This window comes from Psychrobacter maritimus, assembly GCF_904846345.1.
GTDB classification, from domain to species: Bacteria; Pseudomonadota; Gammaproteobacteria; order Pseudomonadales; family Moraxellaceae; genus Psychrobacter; species Psychrobacter maritimus.
Genome location: NZ_CAJHAJ010000001.1, coordinates 236,923 through 256,799, shown reverse-complemented (window position 1 = coordinate 256,799; position 19,877 = coordinate 236,923). Strand labels below are relative to the sequence as shown.

Below are 19,877 nucleotides of genomic sequence, written 5' to 3'. Positions count from 1 at the left end.
TAATATCTTCATTTGCTTTCAAAGTTTTTTATCTGCAAACGTAATGTTCAATAGGTGACATATGGATGTGTTTTCGTATTGGCAAGGGTTTTATAACGACCCTTGGTTTTGGCAGTTCCCCATGGCGACCCTTGCTATTAGTACGACCGCCTTTCTAGCAGTTGCCATTCCATGGACGATAGTTGCTTGGCGCGATCCGGTATCCTTGCGTAAATATAAAATTCAACAAAAACCGTTTGAGATGAAACAGTTTTTATTACCGTCTATCGGCCGCATCATTATTAATAATATTATTTTAGCTGCGCTATTGGTGCTGGCTTGGCCGCTGTTAAAGCTGACCGGCGTGCATCATGGTGAGATGCCGGTTTGGTATATTATCATCGCCCAGTTGATTTTTTTCGTGCTGCTCGATGACTTTTTATACTATTGTATGCACCGTTATATGCACGAAAATAAGTGGCTGCTAAGAAACATCCACAGTGTGCACCACCGCATTCGTAATACCTGCGGTATCAATGGCAATTATATGCACTGGGTCGAGTATTCATTGACGGCGTCGCTGACGTTAGTAGGTCCAATCATTTTAGGGGCGCACATCTATGTGGTATGGATGTGGGTGATTCTACGTCAAATCGAAGGTGCTGATGGGCATATTGGCTACGATATTCCGTGGAATCCCGCGCATTTATTACCTGTGTACGAAGGCCCTGTCTATCATGACTTTCATCATGCCAAATTTAAAGGCAATTATGCAGGGTTTTTACCTTACCTCGATAAATACTTGGGCAAAACTCATATTCCCGCTTATCTTAGTTATCTTAAAGGTAAGAAAAATGGTTTAACGCCGCTAGAAATTGAGCAAAGTGAACTTGCGGCTAAAAAGCGCAAAAGCAGCTAAACCTTTAAGTTTTTTTAGGATTGAAAGGTTAGGTTTAAATGTCAGTAGTCTTTGCTATGCGATTGAGCATGGCTGCTAAGCGCGCGTTGTTATCGGCGATATATTTATCGCCAAGCGCTATTATTTCAGCCGCTGATTGTACCGTTTTAGGATAGTCGACCAGCCCTTTTTGAATAGCATGGTTGCCATTTTCCACCATTTTAACGATACTTTCTTCGGTCACTTCAAAATGACACTGCCAAGCCATCACCCAAGTACCGAGCGCTTTATGCTGCGGCGTTTGATAAAGGAAGCCTTGATTGGGCCATGCTGCTGATGTCGCTAACGGAATCGCTCCTTGTGGATATTCAAATCCATCGCCATGCCAATGAAAAACGGTAAAGGGCTGCTTTGGTAAGTCCTGTAATAAAGGATGCGCTTGAGCGTCTGTGGTCAACTGAATAGGTAGCCAACCGATTTCTTTTACGCCCGCTGGCTCTACGCTCGCCCCCAAACAATGCGCAATAAGCTGCGCACCCAAACACACACCGATTACTGTTTTTCCGCTATCCATACTTTGCTTAATCAGACGTTTTTCCTCTTTTAACCAAGGATGGTCGTCCTCATCATGGACGCTCATCGGCCCGCCCATTATGATTAACCAATCAAAACTGGTGAGCACTGGCAAGGCGTCTTTATTATAAGAGCGCGTGTAGGTAATGCTGTGCTGATGATTAACTGCCCAGTGCTTAATAAAGCTGAGGTCTTCGTAATCTGTATGAAATAAGGCATGAATGCGTAGGGTCATGTGATGGCCTTTATTAGTAAGTTGCGTTTTCGGTTGTATTAAAAGTCTACAAGGTATGAGCTATCTTAGATAGCGGAAACTATTTAGAAACGTCGTATTTTCTTAAGTGCTTCATTATAAAGCTTAAAAATAGGTATTCTCATAATAAGTCAATATTGTGATAGAAAAGGCTTGCAAAGTTTTAAAAACTTGCTAAAATGCATGACCTAAATAGGCGTATAGCTCAGTTGGTTAGAGCGCTACCTTGACATGGTAGAGGTCGCTAGTTCGAATCTAGTTACGCCTACCAGATTCGAAAGCCCCAATCTTTATGATTGGGGCTTTTTTTATGGCTGTTTTATAAGGGGTGCATTGGAAAATATCTGCTCGCCGCATTCTATAAAAACAATTATTTAATCAGCTCTCAATGACTCAAAAAGGGGGCGGTGACTAATGCATTGGCTATGTTATGCATGTGATAATCACACGATATGCAGTGACATATTATAAAAAAAATGGTGATCATACATAGAGCACAATCACCATAGAAAAAATATTTTGAGAGTAGCTGAAATTTAAACGGCAGACTTCTTATAACGTCTACGATACACACTGCGTATAACTGGCATGAATACCATTAAAATAGCCAATAACCATAATACTACTGTAATAGGGCTACTCCACAGAATACTCAGTTCACCTTGAGAAATAGATAGCGCACGTCTTAAATTGGACTCCATCAGCTCACCCAGTACATAGCCTAAAATAAGCGCTGATAATGGGAAGTTTAATTTGCGTAAGAAGTAACCGAAAACACCAAGCGCTACCATGAATACCAAGTCAAAGGTCGTGCTATGGATAGAATATACCCCAACGAAACTGACCGCTGCAATGGCAGGTATCAGGATGTAGTTCGGCACATCAAGCAGTTTTGCAAATAATCCCACTAAAGGGATGTTCATGATTAGCAAAATCACGTTACAGATAAATAATGAAGCAATCAGACCCCAGACGATATCAGGCTGCTCAGTAAATAACTGCGGACCCGGTGTGATGTTATATAGTGTCAATGCACCCATCATGACCGCTGTCGTACCAGAACCCGGCACACCTAACGTCAACATTGGCACAAATGAGCCACAAGCTGAAGCATTATTTGCCGCTTCTGGTGAAGCAACACCACGAAGATCGCCGTCACCAAAAGTACCTGTATCACCAGCGATTTTACGTTCACTGGCATAAGTCATGGCACTAGCAATAGTGGCGCCAGCACCTGGTAGAATACCAACGACAAAGCCCATTAGACCACTGCGTAGCATGGATCCAAAAGCGAAAGTAAACTCTTTAAAGTTTAAAAGACTACGCTTACCTTGTTCAATAACCTTGTGACCCGTCGTGGTTTTTTCGAGCAAGATTAAAATTTCACTTACACTAAAGAAACCAATCACAATGGTAGTAAATTGAATGCCATCAGACAGGTTGACAGAATCAAAGGTAAAGCGGTAAATACCAGTAACGGCATCAACCCCAACAGTTGCTAGACCAAGACCAATCAAAGCGGCAATACCCGTTTTAACTGGTTGATCACCTACTAGACCACTTAAACATGTGATGGCAAATACCATCAATACAAAGTATTCAGCGGGTCCAAATGAGATTGCCCATTTGGCTAATAACGGCGCAAATAGCACCACGCCAATTGTCGCGATAGTGGCACCAACGAAAGAGCTGACAGCAGATAAGGACAATGCAATACCAGCCTTGCCTTGTTTTGCTAGTGGATAACCATCCAAAGTCGTCATGATGGCGCCGGCATCACCGGGTACGTTAATAAGAATGGCAGAAATACGGCCACCGTATTCACATCCAAGATAAACGGCTGCAAGCAGAATCAGCGCGCTCTCTGGTGGTAAACCAAGTGCAAAGGCAAAAGGCAGTAATATCGCCACACCGTTGATCGGACCAAGACCGGGCAACATACCTACAATCGTGCCCAAAAAAGCCCCGATTAGTGCAAGAAGTAAGTTTTTTGGGGTAGATGCAACAGCAAAGCCATGCATCAAAAAATCAAAAGTATCCATATTGGCTATCCTATTATCCCTGACAACAATCCGAGTGGTAATTTGACATCCAAAAATATGTCAAATAAGACATATAGGCCAATACTAATTAATACTGAAAAGATAAAGCTTTTTAGGGGATTACCTGCAAACAGTAGACCTAGTGCAAAAGACATCAGAATAGTGGCAAGAATAAAGCCCAATAATTCAAAAATGACACCATAGACTAATAAAGCGAGTGCACAAAGCACTAAATTTCTGATGATCGGTTTAGTAAGTCCCAGTTCAATAGGTTTAGTAAAGCGTGCTGGACGAAAAGCGACGACTAAAGCGCCAAATGTCAGCAATGAAAAGATTAAAATAGGGTAAGGACGAGGACCAATTGGGTCATAGGCAATCGGCGCAACATAGCCGATAGCTAGGTAGATCAAAAATAAGCTGACCAGTGCCATCAGCCCGGAAAACAAACGTTCCATTGTCATAAGGAGCATCCCTTGAATTTTGGGGCAAAAGGCTGACAGATAGAAATCCTGCCAGCCTTTGAAAATACCAAAACATTTGATATTCAATTACTAAAAGTTGTTAAATCTCAACGTAATTATTTGGTTGGGGCTGCTTCAACAAGACCATACTCAGCTGATAACTCACGTAGCTCACCAGTACGCTTATAGACATAGGCTTCTAGCTCATCGCCAGTCATAGAGAATGGTAGTAATTCTTGCTGCTCACGTATTTCAGCGAATTTCGGATCAGCAAGCATTTTATCGAAAGCATCTTTCCACCAGTTATAAGCACTAGGACTAACATCTGGACCCATATAGTAACCACGAACGACGGGCCAAGTCACATTGTAACCTTGCTCTTTGGCAGTAGGGATATCAGCCATGGTGCCGCCCAGTCTTTCATCTGCAAATACTGCTAATACGCGTAACTTACCCGCAGAGGCTTGTGGCATAATTTCAGCAATACCAGCACTAACAGCTGTGATATGGTTGCCCATTACCGCTGTAATGGCTTCACCACCACCTTCCATCGCTACATACGTCATGTCGTTAGGGTTGACACCAACTGCCTTGGCTAAGATAGCGGTTTGCATCCAATCTTGACCACCAACACTACCACCAGCGCCAAAACTGATAGCTTTAGGGTTTTTCTTGAGCTCGGCAACTAATCCTGCTAAATCTTTGATTGGTGAGTCAGCATTGACTGCTACAGCGCCATAATCAGTACCAACACCAGCTAACCATTTCACGTCTTTTTCAGTGAATTTGCCAAATTTACCTTGTGATAGATTAAGAATAGAGCCGGTAGAGAAGGCAATAATGGCATCTCCATTGTCACGATCATTGGCAACGATTTTGTTATAAGCAACAGCACCGACACCACCTGGCATGTAAGTAACGCGCATAGGATCTTTTAAAATACCAGTATCTCTTAAGCCAGCTTGGGCAAGCTTACAAGTCAAGTCAAAACCGCCGCCTGGTTTGGCAGGTGCAATACATTCCGGACGTGAAGGTGCGGTCAGCTCACTTGAGCCATCTGTCGCGGCTGCATCTGTACTTGTAGTTTCATTTGCATTATTACAGGCAGTCAAAGATAGGATAGATAGGCCAAGAGCCAGATAGGATAGTTTTTTCACACGACACTCCTTGTGTGTATTTTCACGATAAAAATTCAATGGGGTTCTGATCAAAATAATAAATCATTAAAACTTAAAGTTACGATCAGATTAACGGAGTGACTAGACTTCGTTACAATATGTGTTTTTGTCACTGTGTAAAAGTAACAGAATATTTTGTAAATGACAAGAAACATATGTATGTATATATGAATTTTATAGTAATATATTAAATTAAAGCCGTCATAGGCTCTCTTTTTATAGCTAGATGAAGGGCAAAGGAATTACATTAATACCTTTGAGAGAAGGTATTTAAGTTATTCAAAACAAATAGATAGGGTAATTTGATAATAAAGAGGATTATTGAGACGTAATAAAAATTACCTTGATGTCACTACCATTACGAGGCTGTGTCAACGATTTAAGAGGTTGTATAATTAGTGGGAAGAATAGATGTTTTGGGATTAAACTATAGCAAGCAGGTGTAAAAAATATTAAAAAACCACGGTATATTTTACTTATGAGCCGTTAAAAAATGAACTGGATAATTAGAATTGCGAGTATTCCAATACCAATATCTAAGGGCACAGCCTTGAATAATAGCGCATTAAAAAGCTTGTCTTTGTTTATAACGACTTGAGAAGCGCCTAACATTAAACTACCTCCTGATGAGAAAGGGGACAGTGATGAGCTTTGTGCGCCCACAATAATACAGGTGAATAGTAATAAAGGGCTTAGTCCAGAAGCAACGGCTAGGGGCAGCACCATAGGAAATAAAGTAGGGGCGACTACCCCAAGTGTACTAGCAAATATTGACATAATGGCGCTGATAACAAAGACTAAAATCGGTATCGTCCAGATCGGTACATTGGTACTTAGCCATTCTGTTAGCTCGTAAATAACGCCTATTTCCACTCCGAGGCTGATTAACATACCAACACCACAAATCATAATGAGGGTATTCCAAGGTATTAAAGCTATCACTGCTTTTTCATCGCCTAGCTTCAGAAACAAGCTAATTAAGGCGAAAAATATGGCGATAAAACCAATATCAATCCGAGCGTTCAAAAATTGAACCGCTGATACTTGTGGCATGAGTAGATTTAAAATGGGCACAATAAGTACAATAGTCATCATAATAAAAATCAGTATAAGAGATTGTTTTTGCTTACTATCAAAGGGTTCTGGTACGGTCGCTTGAATCGCGATTTTGCTGCTTTTGGCGTTGATCAAGCTATAAGCACCCAATACAATCACAGGCATTAAAAAAGTAACAGCGAAGATCCCGAACACATAAGTAAAGGTATTATCATTTGCGACGCCTGCGCCGCGCATGAGCTCTCTAAAGATAACACCGCTTTGTGAGGTGATAAAGTTAGCACCAGCTAAGGCACCATAGTTCACCGATAAGGTAGCGATAACAAGATTCAAGTTAGTGCGTTTCGATAACAGCAGGATCATCGGTGCCATCGTGGCTAAGACCGTATAATAACCTGCCCCTAAGCCTGCAATAATCGTGGCCACTAAGAAAATAACTAAAGGTAAGAATGCGGGAAAGTGACGGCACTTGTAGATTAAATGATTAGATAGCTTTTCTAAAGCACCATTAGCTAGAGGAAAGTTATAAAAAAGAGTCACGGCAAAAATAACAAAGAAAATTTTGAGAGGCCATAGCTCGACAATTTCATGTGCCTTCATCCCCATACCGAAACAACCGATCAGATATGAAAATGCAATAGCAAATAGGCCAATATTAATCTTAGTGGTATAACCTAAAATGATACATATCACGATGGCGGCTAGAATATAAAGAGTCACAACTACTCCCTGACTTTAACTGTATGAATTCTATAAAAATCATATCAATATTTATAGATTGAAGAGCATGACGATAATAATGACTAAGAGCTTTCCAGATAAGAAAACTGTCCAAGCCTTAAAGGCGCATCTAATGGAGTAGAATCATAGCAAAAAAGCCAACTTTTATTAGATAAGATTAATCATAAAAATATAATAGTGCTTTAACATTAGTATCATACATATCGAACGCGCTGAAAACTTAAGAGAAGTTGATCGGGGATAACGTAGTTTTACGGCAATATCAGTGCTTGACGAGATTAAGACAATTAATAAAAACCTTTCCACTGTGGTGAAAAAAATGCTAAATAATTTCAATGATTTTAAAATGCCACGCTATGAGCAAGTGCGATGGCACATACAGACGTTACTGACAGAGAGTAAATGGGATGAAAACACGCCCCTACCCACGGAGCAGGAATTTGCAGATAAGTATGAAGTATCTGTAGGAACTGTCCGTAAAGCTGTCGAAAAACTGGTAGAAGATGGGGTGTTAATAAAGCAGCAAGGCAAAGGCACTTTTTTAAAGCGTCCAGATTTTGCAAGTTCATTATTAAGGTTTTTTAAGTTTCGTGATAAAGATGCTCGCTATGTCACACCGACGGGTATAGTCAAAAAAGTCATGGTCATAGATGGTATTGAGGATGTTAATAAAAAACTAAATATAGATAAAAACAAAGCGCTAATTTATATAGAACGTATGCGTACGGTTGAAGACAAAGTCTTATTGAGTGAAAAGATTTGGCTGCCTAAGAGTCGCTTTAAAGCCTTTGCAACCCTAAACCCTGAAGATTTCGACAATCTTCTCTATCCGTTTTACTATACAAAGTGCGGTCAGTTTGTGTCGTCTGCTGTAGAGACGTTGTATTTTATAACCGATCACAGCGACGAGTATCTGGGCAATACTAAGCAAGAAAACTTAGTTAAAGTATGCCGCATTGCTAAGAACTTAGAGGGTAATGCTATCGAGTATAGAGAGTCATATGGACTGGCAGAGAAGTTCAGTTATGAAATTAATATTATTTAATAGTTATGGTGTGTCATAAGTTAAGCTAAACGATACAAAATATAAGATAGACAGTACTAAGTTAAGGGCTAACACATAGCTGATGAAGAGGCTTATCCCAAGTTTAGATTATTTATTAGAACAGCACATTGATGTTTCTTATTATCATTATTAGACCACTGATTACCATTAGCATGAGTAGCATTACCCTAAACTGACTAATACTCATTCCCGCCAAAAAGCGTTTGCCAATAATATTACCAACTACCGCACCTAGTCCTAACACGAGACCATACACCCAAAGCTTGGCAGTGAATACGCCAAAAAAAGTGTAGCTGCCGATTTGTACGATACCTACAAAAAAAGAATTAGCGGTCTTGGTGGCAATAAGTCTTTCTTTTTCTAATCCAGCATTCATATAGAAAGGGTTAAGGATAGGGCCAAGACCACCCACCAATGTGCTCATAAAAGCAATTATAAAGCCCAAAGGTATAAAGCCTACTTTTGGCATATCAAAGGTTTTATCTACTTTGCCAAATTTATATTGGAATATAGTAGAGACTAAAAATAGGCCAACCAATAACTGAATCCAGCCTGCATCTAAACGACTAAAGACCAATGCTGCCAGCCACGCTCCTACGATGGCACTTGGTACATAGTATTTGGTCAATGACCAATCAATAGCATTCCAGAATAAATAAAGCCGCGAGGCGTTACTAATGAGGGTAGCCAAATTAATGACAGGCGGCGCAACTGCTGTCCCTATCATTGAAGAGGTAACTGGTATCAGCAACATGGCACCGCCACCACCCGATAAAGTAGAGATGATAAAAGCTACCATGCCAGCGACAAATAGGCCTACTAAATGCCAATTTGGGATGTGTTGCAATAGATCTAAAGCAATGGGCACTATGAAATCCTATTCTAGGAATTACACCAAGTAATTATTTTTCACATAATCAATGCATAGCTTATAAAAAGCTTGGGCTGGCGGGAGATAGTTTTATTCGCCAGTTTGAATGTACCGATCTGTCTGTTTAAAAAAGGATCGAGTAATCCTATTCAGGTCAGTTCCCGTTTATTAGAAAAAAAGAAAGTTTTGGTAAAGTAGTGATAGCAAAATCATAACGCAATAATGCAAACAGTGAGGTAATATTTTTTACCGTGTATTAAGCCTTGTCATTAAATGCTTTTGCATAGGTATTATTGATCATCTTATAAGTATCATTATAAATATGCAGGCATACGATAGTCATTCAGTTCAAAATGATAGGCGTCAAAAAGGTGCTTGATTCTTATTTAATGTTTAACCTTCAATTTCAGATGTTCTAACTATCTATAGAATTACTGTATTCAATTGCACTTCAACGTCTAGATTCGATTCTAGTGTCAACAACATGCCAATCAAATAAATGTGTAATGCTCCTACACAGTGGTTTAATGACAGTATTTTTAGTTTTACCATTGCCACTCAATGTAATTGGGATACTGATTAATATGGGTAATATGCTTCCTATTTTCTCAATAATTGGAAGGCTTTTATATCTTGTATTTTTAGGAATTATGTTTTGCTACCAACTATGAATAGAGCTCGTACTAATGGGATAAAAGTTAGTGGTTTCTCGAGTAGTGTCGCTTTAAAGTGAGTTGATTCATCTATAGCTCGATAACAAAGCAAGTAGAAACGTGATGAAAACTTATTCATATTTAATACGCTAAGATATTATAAAGAGTTTTTTTAGTAAAAAAGGGTGAGGGTAGAGGTTAAAATTACTGCCAAATGGCAGTGCCTAAGTACGACTTAAATATTAATGTACATTAACTTATAGTCGATATATAGTTATGCTAATTGAGTTATAATCCTTTAAATACAAGAGGTGTGATATTACGTCATTTAGGGTAAATTGCTTGACCTACCTTGACATGGTAGAGGTCGCTAGTTCGAATCTAGTTACGCCTACCAGATTCGAAAGCCCCAATCTTTATGATTGGGGCTTTTTTTATGGCTGTAATTTAATGCCTATAAAATATGGATGGTAGAAAAATAGAAATTTCGTATCAGTTAGACTCTCAAACTTTATAATTCGCCTGCCTCTCAAAGTAAAGTTTTCAACTTTTTCTAAAAAAATCTATCTCAATTTAATCCGCACCATAACTCTGCCTTTTAAGATATATGCTGTTTGAGAAACAAACAAAGCTTAATGGCTGGGCAACATAGAAATGTTACTATGAGCTTTAAAGTTGAATAAATATGACGATAGCAATTATTTTATTTGCATCGTTTGATAGTTGTTGTTTTTAATCAAATACATTTATAACTAAAATAAAGCGGGGCAAGATATGGGATTGTTAGTCGACGGTCAGTGGCAAGATAAATGGTATGACACCAAGGCGAGCGAAGGACGCTTTGAGCGCGAAGATGCTGGTTTTAGAAACTGGGTCACGGCTGATGGCAGCGCAGGCCCATCAGGCATTGGCGGCTTTAAAGCTGAGCCCAATCGTTACCATTTATATGTCTCGCTTGCATGTCCTTGGGCGCATCGCACCACCATTTATCGCAAGCTAAAGGGCTTGGAGGACATGATTTCACTGTCTATAGTGCATCCCTTTATGGGCGATAAAGGTTGGACATTTGCAGAGGGCGCAGGCGTCATTGCTGATCCAATCGTCAAAGCAGACTATCTATATGAGGTTTATATTGCCGCGAAGCCTGATTATACGGGACGCGTGACAGTGCCAATATTATGGGATAAAGAAACCAATAGCATCGTCAGTAATGAATCGTCTGAGATTATTCGGATGTTTAACTCAGCCTTTGATGAAGTAGGGGCAACAGCAGTTAATTTCTTGCCAACAGAATTGCTAGCAGAAATCGATACGGTTAATGAGTTTGTTTATTCAGCAATTAATAATGGGGTTTATAAAGCAGGGTTTGCCACGACCGAAGCTGCTTATAAAGAAGCAGTAATAATGTTATTTGATGCGCTAGACACGTTAGAGGCGCGTCTGGTAGACCAGCGTTACTTACTAGGTAATACGATTACCGAGGCGGACTGGCGCTTATTTACCACGCTCGTGCGCTTTGATGCGGTATATGTTGGACACTTTAAATGTAATATTCGCCGCATTGTTGATTATCCCAACCTTTGGGGCTATCTGCGTGATTTAAATCAGGTGCCCGGTATCGCAGAGACGGTAAGTATCGAGCATATTAAGGCCCATTATTATACCAGCCATGCCAATATCAATCCCACGCGTATCATCCCCGTCGGTCCGCTGCTCGATTTTAACGAACCTCATGACCGTGCGCATTTATAATTTTTATTAAGCTTTTAAAATAGTAATACAGAAAAAACCGCGCCAGCTAATACATAAGCTGGCGCGGTTTTTTTATATACAAAGCAATTTAATGCATATTAAGCATTATTCAATTGACGAGCCGCTTCTAGGGCAAAATAAGTCAAAATCCCATCAGCGCCCGCACGGCGGAAACCTATCAAGGATTCTAAAATCACCGCATCGGTTAGCCAGCCATTTTGAATCGCAGCCATGTGCATCGCATATTCGCCCGACACTTGATACGCAAAGGTCGGTACGCCAAAGGTATTTTTGACTTCGCGGATAAGGTCTAAATACGGCTGACCCGGTTTAATCATCACCATATCAGCGCCCTCGGCTATATCCATGGCGACTTCATGCAGTGCTTCGGCGCGATTACCAAAGTCCATTTGATATTGCTTTTTATGACCGCCTTTTAAGTTGCCCGCACTGCCGACGGCATCACGGAACGGGCCGTAGTAAGCAGAAGCATATTTGGCAGAGTAGGCCATGATAGCGGTGTTGACAAAGCCTTCGGCTTCAAAGGCATCACGCATGGCTTTGATGCGGCCATCCATCATATCACTTGGCGAGATGATATCAGCGCCAGCGCGAGCGTGGACGAGCGCTTGCTTGACCAAGACTTCCACTGTTTCGTCATTCACTACATAGCCGCTGTCATCAAGCAACCCATCTTGACCATGTGAGGTATAAGGGTCTAGCGCCACATCGGTCATCACCACCATTTCTGGCACGGCATCTTTCACCGCTTTGACTGCACGTGCGCTAAGGCCGTTTTCATCATAAGCCGATTTGCCATCAGGCGTTTTTAATGAATTATCAATCACGGGGAAGATGTCAATCGTGGTGACGCCCTCCGCTAATAATTCTTTGGCATAATTAATCAGCAAATCAATCGATAAGCGCTCAACACCGGGCATACTAGCGATTGCTTCGCGCTTATTGTTGCCTTCTAAAACAAAGACAGGGGCGATAAAGTGCTTGGGATGCAACTCAACTTCACGAATCATCGCGCGCACGTTGTCGTTATAACGCAAGCGACGTAGGCGAGTTTCAGGGAATTGACGGTTAAAAGTATAAGTCATGAGGTTTCCTTATTTGATTTTAAGCATGTGTTACTTATCAGCTTGATTAAATAAGCTGTTTTAATGCATGTTTTTTATAAAATTGGCACCGCTAAAGTGATAAAAGCGTCGTTAATATAATGTTCTATTATACCCAGCACTACTATAATCAATAGCCACTATAACCAATAGTCGCTATCGAAAGCAAAAAGCCCTACCAAGTCGGTAGGGCTGATTGTACGTATCGACTGTCAATGTGAGGGTAGTGCGCTCACACTATCTTCTATGATTGTTTAAGGCTCAACAATCTGGGTAACAGGTACTTGCTCAACACTGGTGTCGTTAAAGGTCGTCTTTTCGGTGACCACACCTACCGCCGCGTCTGTTTTGCCATCATTATTGACATCAACCACAGCGGTCGGCTTAAAAGTTGCCTTTTCTGTTGGTTGCGCCTGCTTAATCGCTTGGGCTTCTTGTGCAGAAGCCACACGAGCTGAGCTAGCCGCATCGATGGCATCGACCGCTTTTGCTTTATTGCTATTGGCAGGTAGATTGACCAATTGCACTAAGTTTTTATGCGGTACAGGAATCACCGTTGGCACGTCAAGGTTAGCGCCGCCGCCTAAGACTTGATAAAGCTCGACTTGGCTAATGATTTTTTGTAGCTCTAAGTCCAAGATACCTTGCTGCGTTGAGAACAATGAGCGCTGCGCATCAAGCACATCTAGATAGTTTGCAATACCGGCTTTAAAGCGTGCATCTGCTATCTGATAGGTTTGCTCAAAGTTATCTTGCAAGCGGTATTGCGCGGCGAGCTGATCACCCAATGTCGCGCGTGTAGCCAAGACGTCGGATACTTCGCGGAACGCGGTTTGGATAGATTTCTCGTAGCCAGCTAGCGTCTGTTCACGCTCAATTTTCGCCACGTCGTAATTGGCATCCAAGCGACCAGCATCAAAGATAGGCACGCTAATGCTTGGGCCAAATGACCAACCGACCGAACCACTCTTAAACAAGTTATCTAAACTGCCGCTACTCAAACCTACGCTACTGGCTAGGCTAATAGACGGGAAGTAAGACGCGCGCGCCACTTCGATATTGGCACCAGCAGCTTTTAGATTGTATTCTGCTTGCAACACATCAGGACGATAGCGCAGCAACTCACTTGGTAAGCCGGCGTTAAATATCTGCTGATTTGTGATGTTACTGACTGCAGGCGTTGGAATAAGGTTGGTTGGAATCGGTCCACCTACCAAAAACTGCAAGGCGTTACGCGCTTTTAGAATACTGCTTTGCGCCCGTAAGACAGCAAGTTTGGCATTTTCTAATGAAGCACTGGCTTGCAAAGATGGCAGCTTAGGATCAATACCTGCTTCAAAGCGTTTATCGGCAATAAATAGTGATTTCTCACGACTTTCAACCGTAGCCTCTGCCAGTTTTAATTGCGCTAAGCTATAGCTTAAGTTGGCATAGCTTTGAGCGATATTACTGATTAGGCTGATTTGGGTCGAATCTTTTGCCGCTGTCGTGGCCAAGAAATTCTGTAACGCTTGGTCTTTTAAGCTGGCAATTTTACCCCAAAAGTCTAACTCATAATTGGCAAGACCAAGATTGACGTTATAGGAGCTGTTAGGGTTTTTGTCAGTTCTGTTTTGCGCTTGGCGCGTGTAACCACCGCTACCATCAATTCTAGGTAGATCATTAAGATCGGTGATTTGATATTGGGCGCGCGCTTTTTCAATCGCTAAGCGGGCGCTTTCAAAGTCTTTGTTGTTCTCTAAACCTAACGCAATCAGACCTTTTAGGCGCTCGTCGCTATAGAAGTTCTGCCAGCGTTGACCGGCGATACTTGGCTGATCAGCGCTACTCACGGTTTCTTTATCAAACGCGCCATAAGTTTGTTCGATAGGGATATTCGGCTCAGCAAGGACAGGGCGCATATCCGCTTTTGGGATGGTATTACAAGCCGCCATGCTTAACGCTAAAGCGGTCAAGCCGATTAGACGACCGCCATTTTTGCGCAGTACTGCAAGCGCCGGTTGCGCAGTGGTAGCAATGTTTGCTACCGCTGCTGAGCTTAAGGTAATATTTTTTTGAGCACTCATTGTGTATTATCTCCAAGGCTTACAGGCTGATAACTCTCAGAAGGCATTGGGTCAGAAGGCGTTGGGTTTTGCGGGCCAGGTGTGCCGTCATTGCCATCATCTCTATCGTTTGGTTTGTTGTTCTCATATTTATGCGGGAACATACTACGTACCCAAATATAGAACATCGGAATAAAGAAGATACCTAAGATAGTTGCGGTGACAACACCACCAACCACACTAGTACCGATGGCGTTTTGACTGCCCGAGCCCGGACCTGTGGCGATGAATAATGGCACAACACCGAGTCCAAAGGCAAGTGAGGTCATAATAATCGGACGCAGACGTTGACGCGCCGCTGTCATGACCGCCTCTTTTAGACTATAGCCTTCTTCTTGGTGTTCTTTTGCAAACTCAATAATCAAGATGGCGTTTTTGGCCGATAGACCAACCACCGTCAGTAGACCAACTTGCAAGTAAATATCGTTATTAAAGCCGCGTAGCCACGTAAATATCACCGCACCTAGCACCCCAAGTGGGATAACCAATAGGACAGAGAAGGGGATAGACCAGCTTTCATACAAGGCGGCTAGACATAAGAATACCACTAAGATTGACAGTGCATAAAGCATCGGCGCTTGGGCACCTGACTTTTGCTCTTCAAGTGACATACCTGTCCACTCATAGCCGACACCTTCAGGCATCTTCTCCATTATGGCTTCCATGGAGCTCATTGCTTCACCCGTACTCAAACCGGGCGCGGCACTACCTTGAATATTCATCGACGGTAAGCTGTTATAACGGGTCAGACGCGGAGAGCCTGATTGCCATTCGCTACTAGAGAAAGCATCGAATGAAATCATATCACCGGTATCGTTACGGACAAACCATTTACCGATATCATCAGGATTGGTACGGCTGCTTGGCTCACCTTGGACAAACACACGCTTAATACGACCGCGGTCGACGAAGTCATTGATATAGCTTGAACCCCACGCGGTAGAGATGACGCTATTGATATTACCCAATGACAAACCATAAGCAGCAGCTTGTTCTTGGTTGATATTAATTTTTAACTGTGGTGCATCTTCTTGACCGTTTGGACGAACGCCTGCGACTTTGTCATTTTGCGCCGCCATACCGAGGAGCATATTACGAGCTTCAAGTAGCCCATCATGCCCAAGGTTGCCGGTGTCCTGAATCATTAAATCAAAACCACTGGCGTTACCAAGTTCGGTAATCGCGGGCGGTACAATCGCAAATACTTGGGCTTCATTTAACTGGGTAAAGAAGTAACCCATGGCACGATCGGCCACCGCTTTTGCGGTGTTTTCTGCACCAGGACGATCAGCCCAGTCAGATAAACGTACGAATGCCAGTCCCATATTTTGCCCTTGTCCAGCAAAACTGAAACCTGCAATGGTAAAGACAGAGGCAATATTATCGCCTTCTTGGGTATCATAATAATTACTGACTTTATCGAGTACATCTTGCGTTTCATTTAGCGTCGCACCAGCAGGAAGCTGAACTAAGGTAAACATAATACCTTGGTCTTCTTCTGGCAAGAACGAGCCGGGGATACGTAAGAACACCACTGCCATGATACCGATGATGGCGGCATAGCCGATTAAGTATAACCATTTAAAACGGAAGCTTTTACCAACCGAATTTTCATAGCTACGGCTGACTTTATAAAAAGAGCGGTTAAACCAACCAAAGAAGCCTTTTTTCTCTTCTGTCGAGGCTTTGTCATGGCTTTTGCTACGTTTGAGCAAGGTCACACATAGAGCAGGGGTAAAGATAAGCGCGACCAGTGCCGATAAGACCATGGCAGTAATCAAGGTGATTGAGAACTGACGATAAATCACACCAGTTGAACCACCAAAGAAGGCCATCGGTACGAATACTGCCGATAGAATCAAGGCAATACCGATAACGATTTTACTAATCTCGCGCATCGATTGTAGGGTAGCGTCTTTAATGGAGATATGAGGATCTTCCTCCAAAATACGCTCGACGTTCTCTACCACCACAATGGCGTCATCGACCAGTAGACCGATGGACAGTACCATGGCAAACATGGTTAGGACGTTGATACTAAAGCCTGCAATATAGAGTACCGCAAAGGTACCTAATAGAACCACAGGAACGGCAAGGGTCGGAATAATGGTCGCACGCCAGTTCTGTAAGAAAATGAACATGACGATAAATACTAAGACAATTGCTTCAATCAGCGTCTTGACCACTTGCTCGATAGACAAACGTACAAACGGCGTGGTGTCATAAGGGACGACTGATACCAGACCCGCTGGGAAGTTTGCTTCCAGCTCGGCCATACGTGCACCAACCGCTTCGCGCGTTTCTAGTGCGTTTGCACCACCGGCCAATGAAATACCCAGACCAGCAGCTTCATTACCGTTATATAGTGAAATAACACTATAGTTTTCACTACCGATTTCAACTTTTGCAACATCGCCTAAGCGAACTTTTGCGCCAGAGGTATCGGTTTTTAAGAGAATGTTTTCAAATTCTTCAGGGGTTTGTAGATAGCTTTGCACCGTAACGGTAGCGTTGATAACCTGTTGGTCGGTATCAGCAGGCGCTTGTCCTAGCTGACCGGCCGACACTTGCGCGTTTTGCGAGCGCACAGCGTTGACCACATCAGATGGCACCATGTTATAGCTACGTAGACGGGCAGGGTCGAGCCAAATGCGCATCGCATAAGCCGAACCAAACACCTGTACTTCACCTACGCCTTCAACACGGCTTAACTGGTCAACGACGTTTGAGTTGACATAATCGGCGATATCCGCGCGATCCATGCTGCCGTCTTCAGAAATAAAACCTTGCACCATTAAAAAGCTGCTAGAGGATTTATTGACGTTGACGCCTTGACGCTGCACCGACTCAGGTAATGAGCTCATTGCGGCTTGAAGTTTATTTTGTACCTGTACCTGCGCGGTATCAGAATCAGTACCGTTTTCAAAGGTTAAGGTTACTGACGCGCCACCGTTTGACGAGCTTGACGATGACATATACATCAGACCATCAAGACCCTTCATACGTTGTTCAATAATCTGTACAACGGAATTTTCAACGGTTTGAGCGTTGGCACCAGGATAGCTTGCGCTAACCGAAATCGTTGGTGGTGCAATACGTGGATACTGCTCAATCGGCAAGTTAATGACCGATATCACCCCGATGAGCATGACCAAAATAGCCATCACCCATGCAAAAATAGGGCGATTAATAAAAAAACGTGACATAGTATATCCCTAGTCTTCCTATCTTTGAATGGAATTAGTTAGCGGTAGATTCTGCAGGTTTTTTAGCAGCGGCATCTTTACTAGCTGGCTTATCCATCGCTTTTGCAGCTTGCTGCGGCGTTTGGGCAGTAGGTGCACCTGGCTTAGCAGGGGCTGCATTGGCATCTGGTAATGGTTTGGCGACCACCTCTTGCTCAGGCTTCACTTTTGCACCGCCGATAACCACCACTTTATCCCCTGCTTGTAGGCCGTCTGTGATGACCCATTGCCCTTGATAGGTACCATTAATAGTGACAGGACGTACTTGAATTTTATTGTTCTCATCAACGATGTAAACTTGGGTTTCACTTTTCGGGGTACGCATCACGGCACTTTGCGGTACCAAGGCGGCATTGGTAATGACGCTTTGGGTTAAGCGAGCGCTGACATACATACCAGGCAATAAGATATTATTTTTATTAGAGAAGACCGCGCGTAAAGTCACCGCACCGGTTGACTCATCAACTTTTGCTTCAGATAAAGCAAGCTCACCGCGTACAGGATAAGTTGAGCCATCTTCTAACACCAATTCAACCGAGTTCATGCCTGCTTGTGCTTTACCTGCAGAGATTTGCTGGCGTAACTTAAGCAATTCGGATGAAGACTGGCTGATATCGACATAGATAGGATCTAGGCGTGAGATAGTCACTAAAGGATCAGGTTGACCGGCGCTAACCAACGTACCGGCAGTCACGCTAGAGCGGTCAGTACGACCTGAGAGCGGCGCACGTACGATAGTACGGTTTAAATCCAACGTGCTGGCTTGTAAACCTGCCTTGGCAGTTTGGATGCCCGCTTTCGCACTCTCAATACCTGCTTCCGTTTGTCCGATAGCCGCGCGCGCACTTTCGACCGCCGCTTGAGCGGTACGAACTTGGGTGACAGCTTGGTCATATTGCTGCTTTGAGATAGCATCAATTTCGATCAAACCTTGCAAGCGTTGTAAATCATTTTGCGCTTGTGATAATGATGCTTGGCGGCTGACCAATTCAGCTTTAGCATTGGCATTGTTTGCCACCGCTGTCTGATAGTTGGCTTGAGCCTGCTGAATAGCCGCCTGCCCACTGGTAATAGACGTCGCGTAGTTATCAGTATTGATACGATATAAAGGTTGGTCTTTTTTGACGTTGCTGCCCTCACGGAACAACACCTCGTCAATAATGCCATTAACCTGTGGGCGAACGTCTGCGGTTTGATAAGCCGCGGTACGTCCAGCAAAGGTCTGTACTTGGGGTATGGTATCTAGAGTGACAGTCTGAACGTTGACGACAGCAGGTGGCATTTGCTGCTGTGCGGCTGCGTCACCAGCTGCGTCCTCGTTTTTGTCACAGCCAACCAGTACAGCTCCAGATAGTACAGATGCTATTACAAGCGCAAGAGTAGAGTGCTTCATCAATGTCCTCGGCAATATAAATATCATATAATAAATAATTACAGTATTAAAAGTTTAGGGGTAAATCTTAACGTGGTAGATATGAAAAGTAATATGCATTTACCGTTGCCAATATATTAATCGCTAAACGCGTAACAATCGGATAAGCAGATTTAATTTAATGAATGATTATAAACTATAGGGTATACCCTACAGTCAAGGTGTAAAAAACCGTTTTTGCGTCTCACAATTGTCTTCTAGCTCAATAAATGCCTAACAGCCATTGATAATACAAGCATAGCGTTAAAAATACCTTGTAAAATTCGTAATGAATGCTGAACTAGAATATTGTTAATTTTTGTTTTTTTAAATGAGATTCAGAGATAGTAGCAAGAAAGCTGTATAAAAATACAGTAGAAAACAAAGGAAACAGAAAAATTCTGTATTAGCAATACTTAAGTGTGAACGCTAAAATATGGAGGCAAAACGTATGCGCTTAAGTCAGCGT

13 protein-coding genes and 1 tRNA gene are annotated in these 19,877 nt (G+C 42.5%); 4 read left to right on the top strand and 10 right to left on the bottom strand.

The features are described 5' to 3' along the window. Positions 1–61 precede the first annotated feature (61 nt). Positions 62–898 carry a sterol desaturase family protein gene (locus tag JMX50_RS00955; protein ID WP_201628096.1) on the top strand — a complete coding sequence of 279 codons (837 nt, stop codon included), beginning with the start codon at positions 62–64 and terminating at the stop codon, positions 896–898. Between the two features lie 34 nt (positions 899–932). Here the strand turns inward: JMX50_RS00955 and JMX50_RS00950 are convergent, their stop codons facing one another. Further along, entirely contained in the window at positions 933–1,685 is a 753-nt protein-coding gene (locus JMX50_RS00950; RefSeq protein WP_201628095.1) for a type 1 glutamine amidotransferase, read from the bottom strand. Positions 1,686–1,897: 212 nt separating this feature from the next. Between JMX50_RS00950 and JMX50_RS00945 the strand changes: the two genes are divergently transcribed. Further along, a tRNA-Val gene (locus JMX50_RS00945) sits at positions 1,898–1,974 on the top strand. Positions 1,975–2,239: 265 nt separating this feature from the next. Here JMX50_RS00945 and JMX50_RS00940 read toward each other — a convergent pair. The 4 genes from JMX50_RS00940 to JMX50_RS00925 all read right to left on the bottom strand — a co-directional run bounded on the left by JMX50_RS00940 (position 2,240) and on the right by JMX50_RS00925 (position 7,160). Continuing rightward, complete coding sequence (locus JMX50_RS00940) at positions 2,240–3,745, bottom strand: tripartite tricarboxylate transporter permease (protein ID WP_201628094.1); 1,506 nt, start codon at positions 3,743–3,745, stop codon at positions 2,240–2,242. Between the two features lie 5 nt (positions 3,746–3,750). Beyond that, on the bottom strand, positions 3,751–4,206 hold the full coding sequence (locus JMX50_RS00935) for a tripartite tricarboxylate transporter TctB family protein (RefSeq protein WP_201628093.1): 456 nt from the start codon (positions 4,204–4,206) through the stop codon (positions 3,751–3,753). A gap of 116 nt (positions 4,207–4,322) precedes the next feature. Next, complete coding sequence (locus JMX50_RS00930) at positions 4,323–5,363, bottom strand: Bug family tripartite tricarboxylate transporter substrate binding protein (protein WP_201628092.1); 1,041 nt, start codon at positions 5,361–5,363, stop codon at positions 4,323–4,325. A gap of 507 nt (positions 5,364–5,870) precedes the next feature. Next, positions 5,871–7,160 carry an SLC13 family permease gene (locus JMX50_RS00925; RefSeq protein WP_201628091.1) on the bottom strand — a complete coding sequence of 430 codons (1,290 nt, stop codon included), beginning with the start codon at positions 7,158–7,160 and terminating at the stop codon, positions 5,871–5,873. A gap of 340 nt (positions 7,161–7,500) precedes the next feature. Here JMX50_RS00925 and JMX50_RS00920 point away from each other — a divergent pair, with 340 nt between their 5' ends. Beyond that, entirely contained in the window at positions 7,501–8,226 is a 726-nt protein-coding gene (locus JMX50_RS00920; protein ID WP_201628333.1) for a GntR family transcriptional regulator, read from the top strand. 115 nt (positions 8,227–8,341) lie between these two features. Here the strand turns inward: JMX50_RS00920 and JMX50_RS00915 are convergent, their stop codons facing one another. Further along, positions 8,342–9,115 carry a sulfite exporter TauE/SafE family protein gene (locus tag JMX50_RS00915; protein ID WP_201628090.1) on the bottom strand — a complete coding sequence of 258 codons (774 nt, stop codon included), beginning with the start codon at positions 9,113–9,115 and terminating at the stop codon, positions 8,342–8,344. 1,430 nt (positions 9,116–10,545) lie between these two features. Here JMX50_RS00915 and JMX50_RS00910 point away from each other — a divergent pair. Further along, complete coding sequence (locus JMX50_RS00910; protein WP_201628089.1) at positions 10,546–11,523, top strand: glutathione S-transferase family protein; 978 nt, start codon at positions 10,546–10,548, stop codon at positions 11,521–11,523. 98 nt (positions 11,524–11,621) lie between these two features. On the opposite strand, the gene hemB is transcribed toward JMX50_RS00910, so the two are convergent. The 4 genes from hemB to JMX50_RS00890 all read right to left on the bottom strand — a co-directional run bounded on the left by hemB (position 11,622) and on the right by JMX50_RS00890 (position 19,390). Continuing rightward, a complete protein-coding gene (hemB, locus tag JMX50_RS00905; RefSeq protein ID WP_201565204.1) occupies positions 11,622–12,629 on the bottom strand; it encodes a porphobilinogen synthase in 1,008 nt (335 codons plus the stop codon). Between the two features lie 272 nt (positions 12,630–12,901). Beyond that, positions 12,902–14,713, bottom strand: a complete 1,812-nt coding sequence (locus tag JMX50_RS00900; protein WP_201625086.1) for an efflux transporter outer membrane subunit — start codon at positions 14,711–14,713, stop codon at positions 12,902–12,904. Further along, positions 14,710–17,958, bottom strand: a complete 3,249-nt coding sequence (locus JMX50_RS00895) for an efflux RND transporter permease subunit (protein WP_201628088.1) — start codon at positions 17,956–17,958, stop codon at positions 14,710–14,712. The genes JMX50_RS00900 and JMX50_RS00895 overlap by 4 nt, the downstream gene beginning before the upstream one ends. A gap of 34 nt (positions 17,959–17,992) precedes the next feature. Then, a complete protein-coding gene (locus JMX50_RS00890; RefSeq protein WP_201628087.1) occupies positions 17,993–19,390 on the bottom strand; it encodes an efflux RND transporter periplasmic adaptor subunit in 1,398 nt (465 codons plus the stop codon). Positions 19,391–19,877 lie beyond the last annotated feature (487 nt).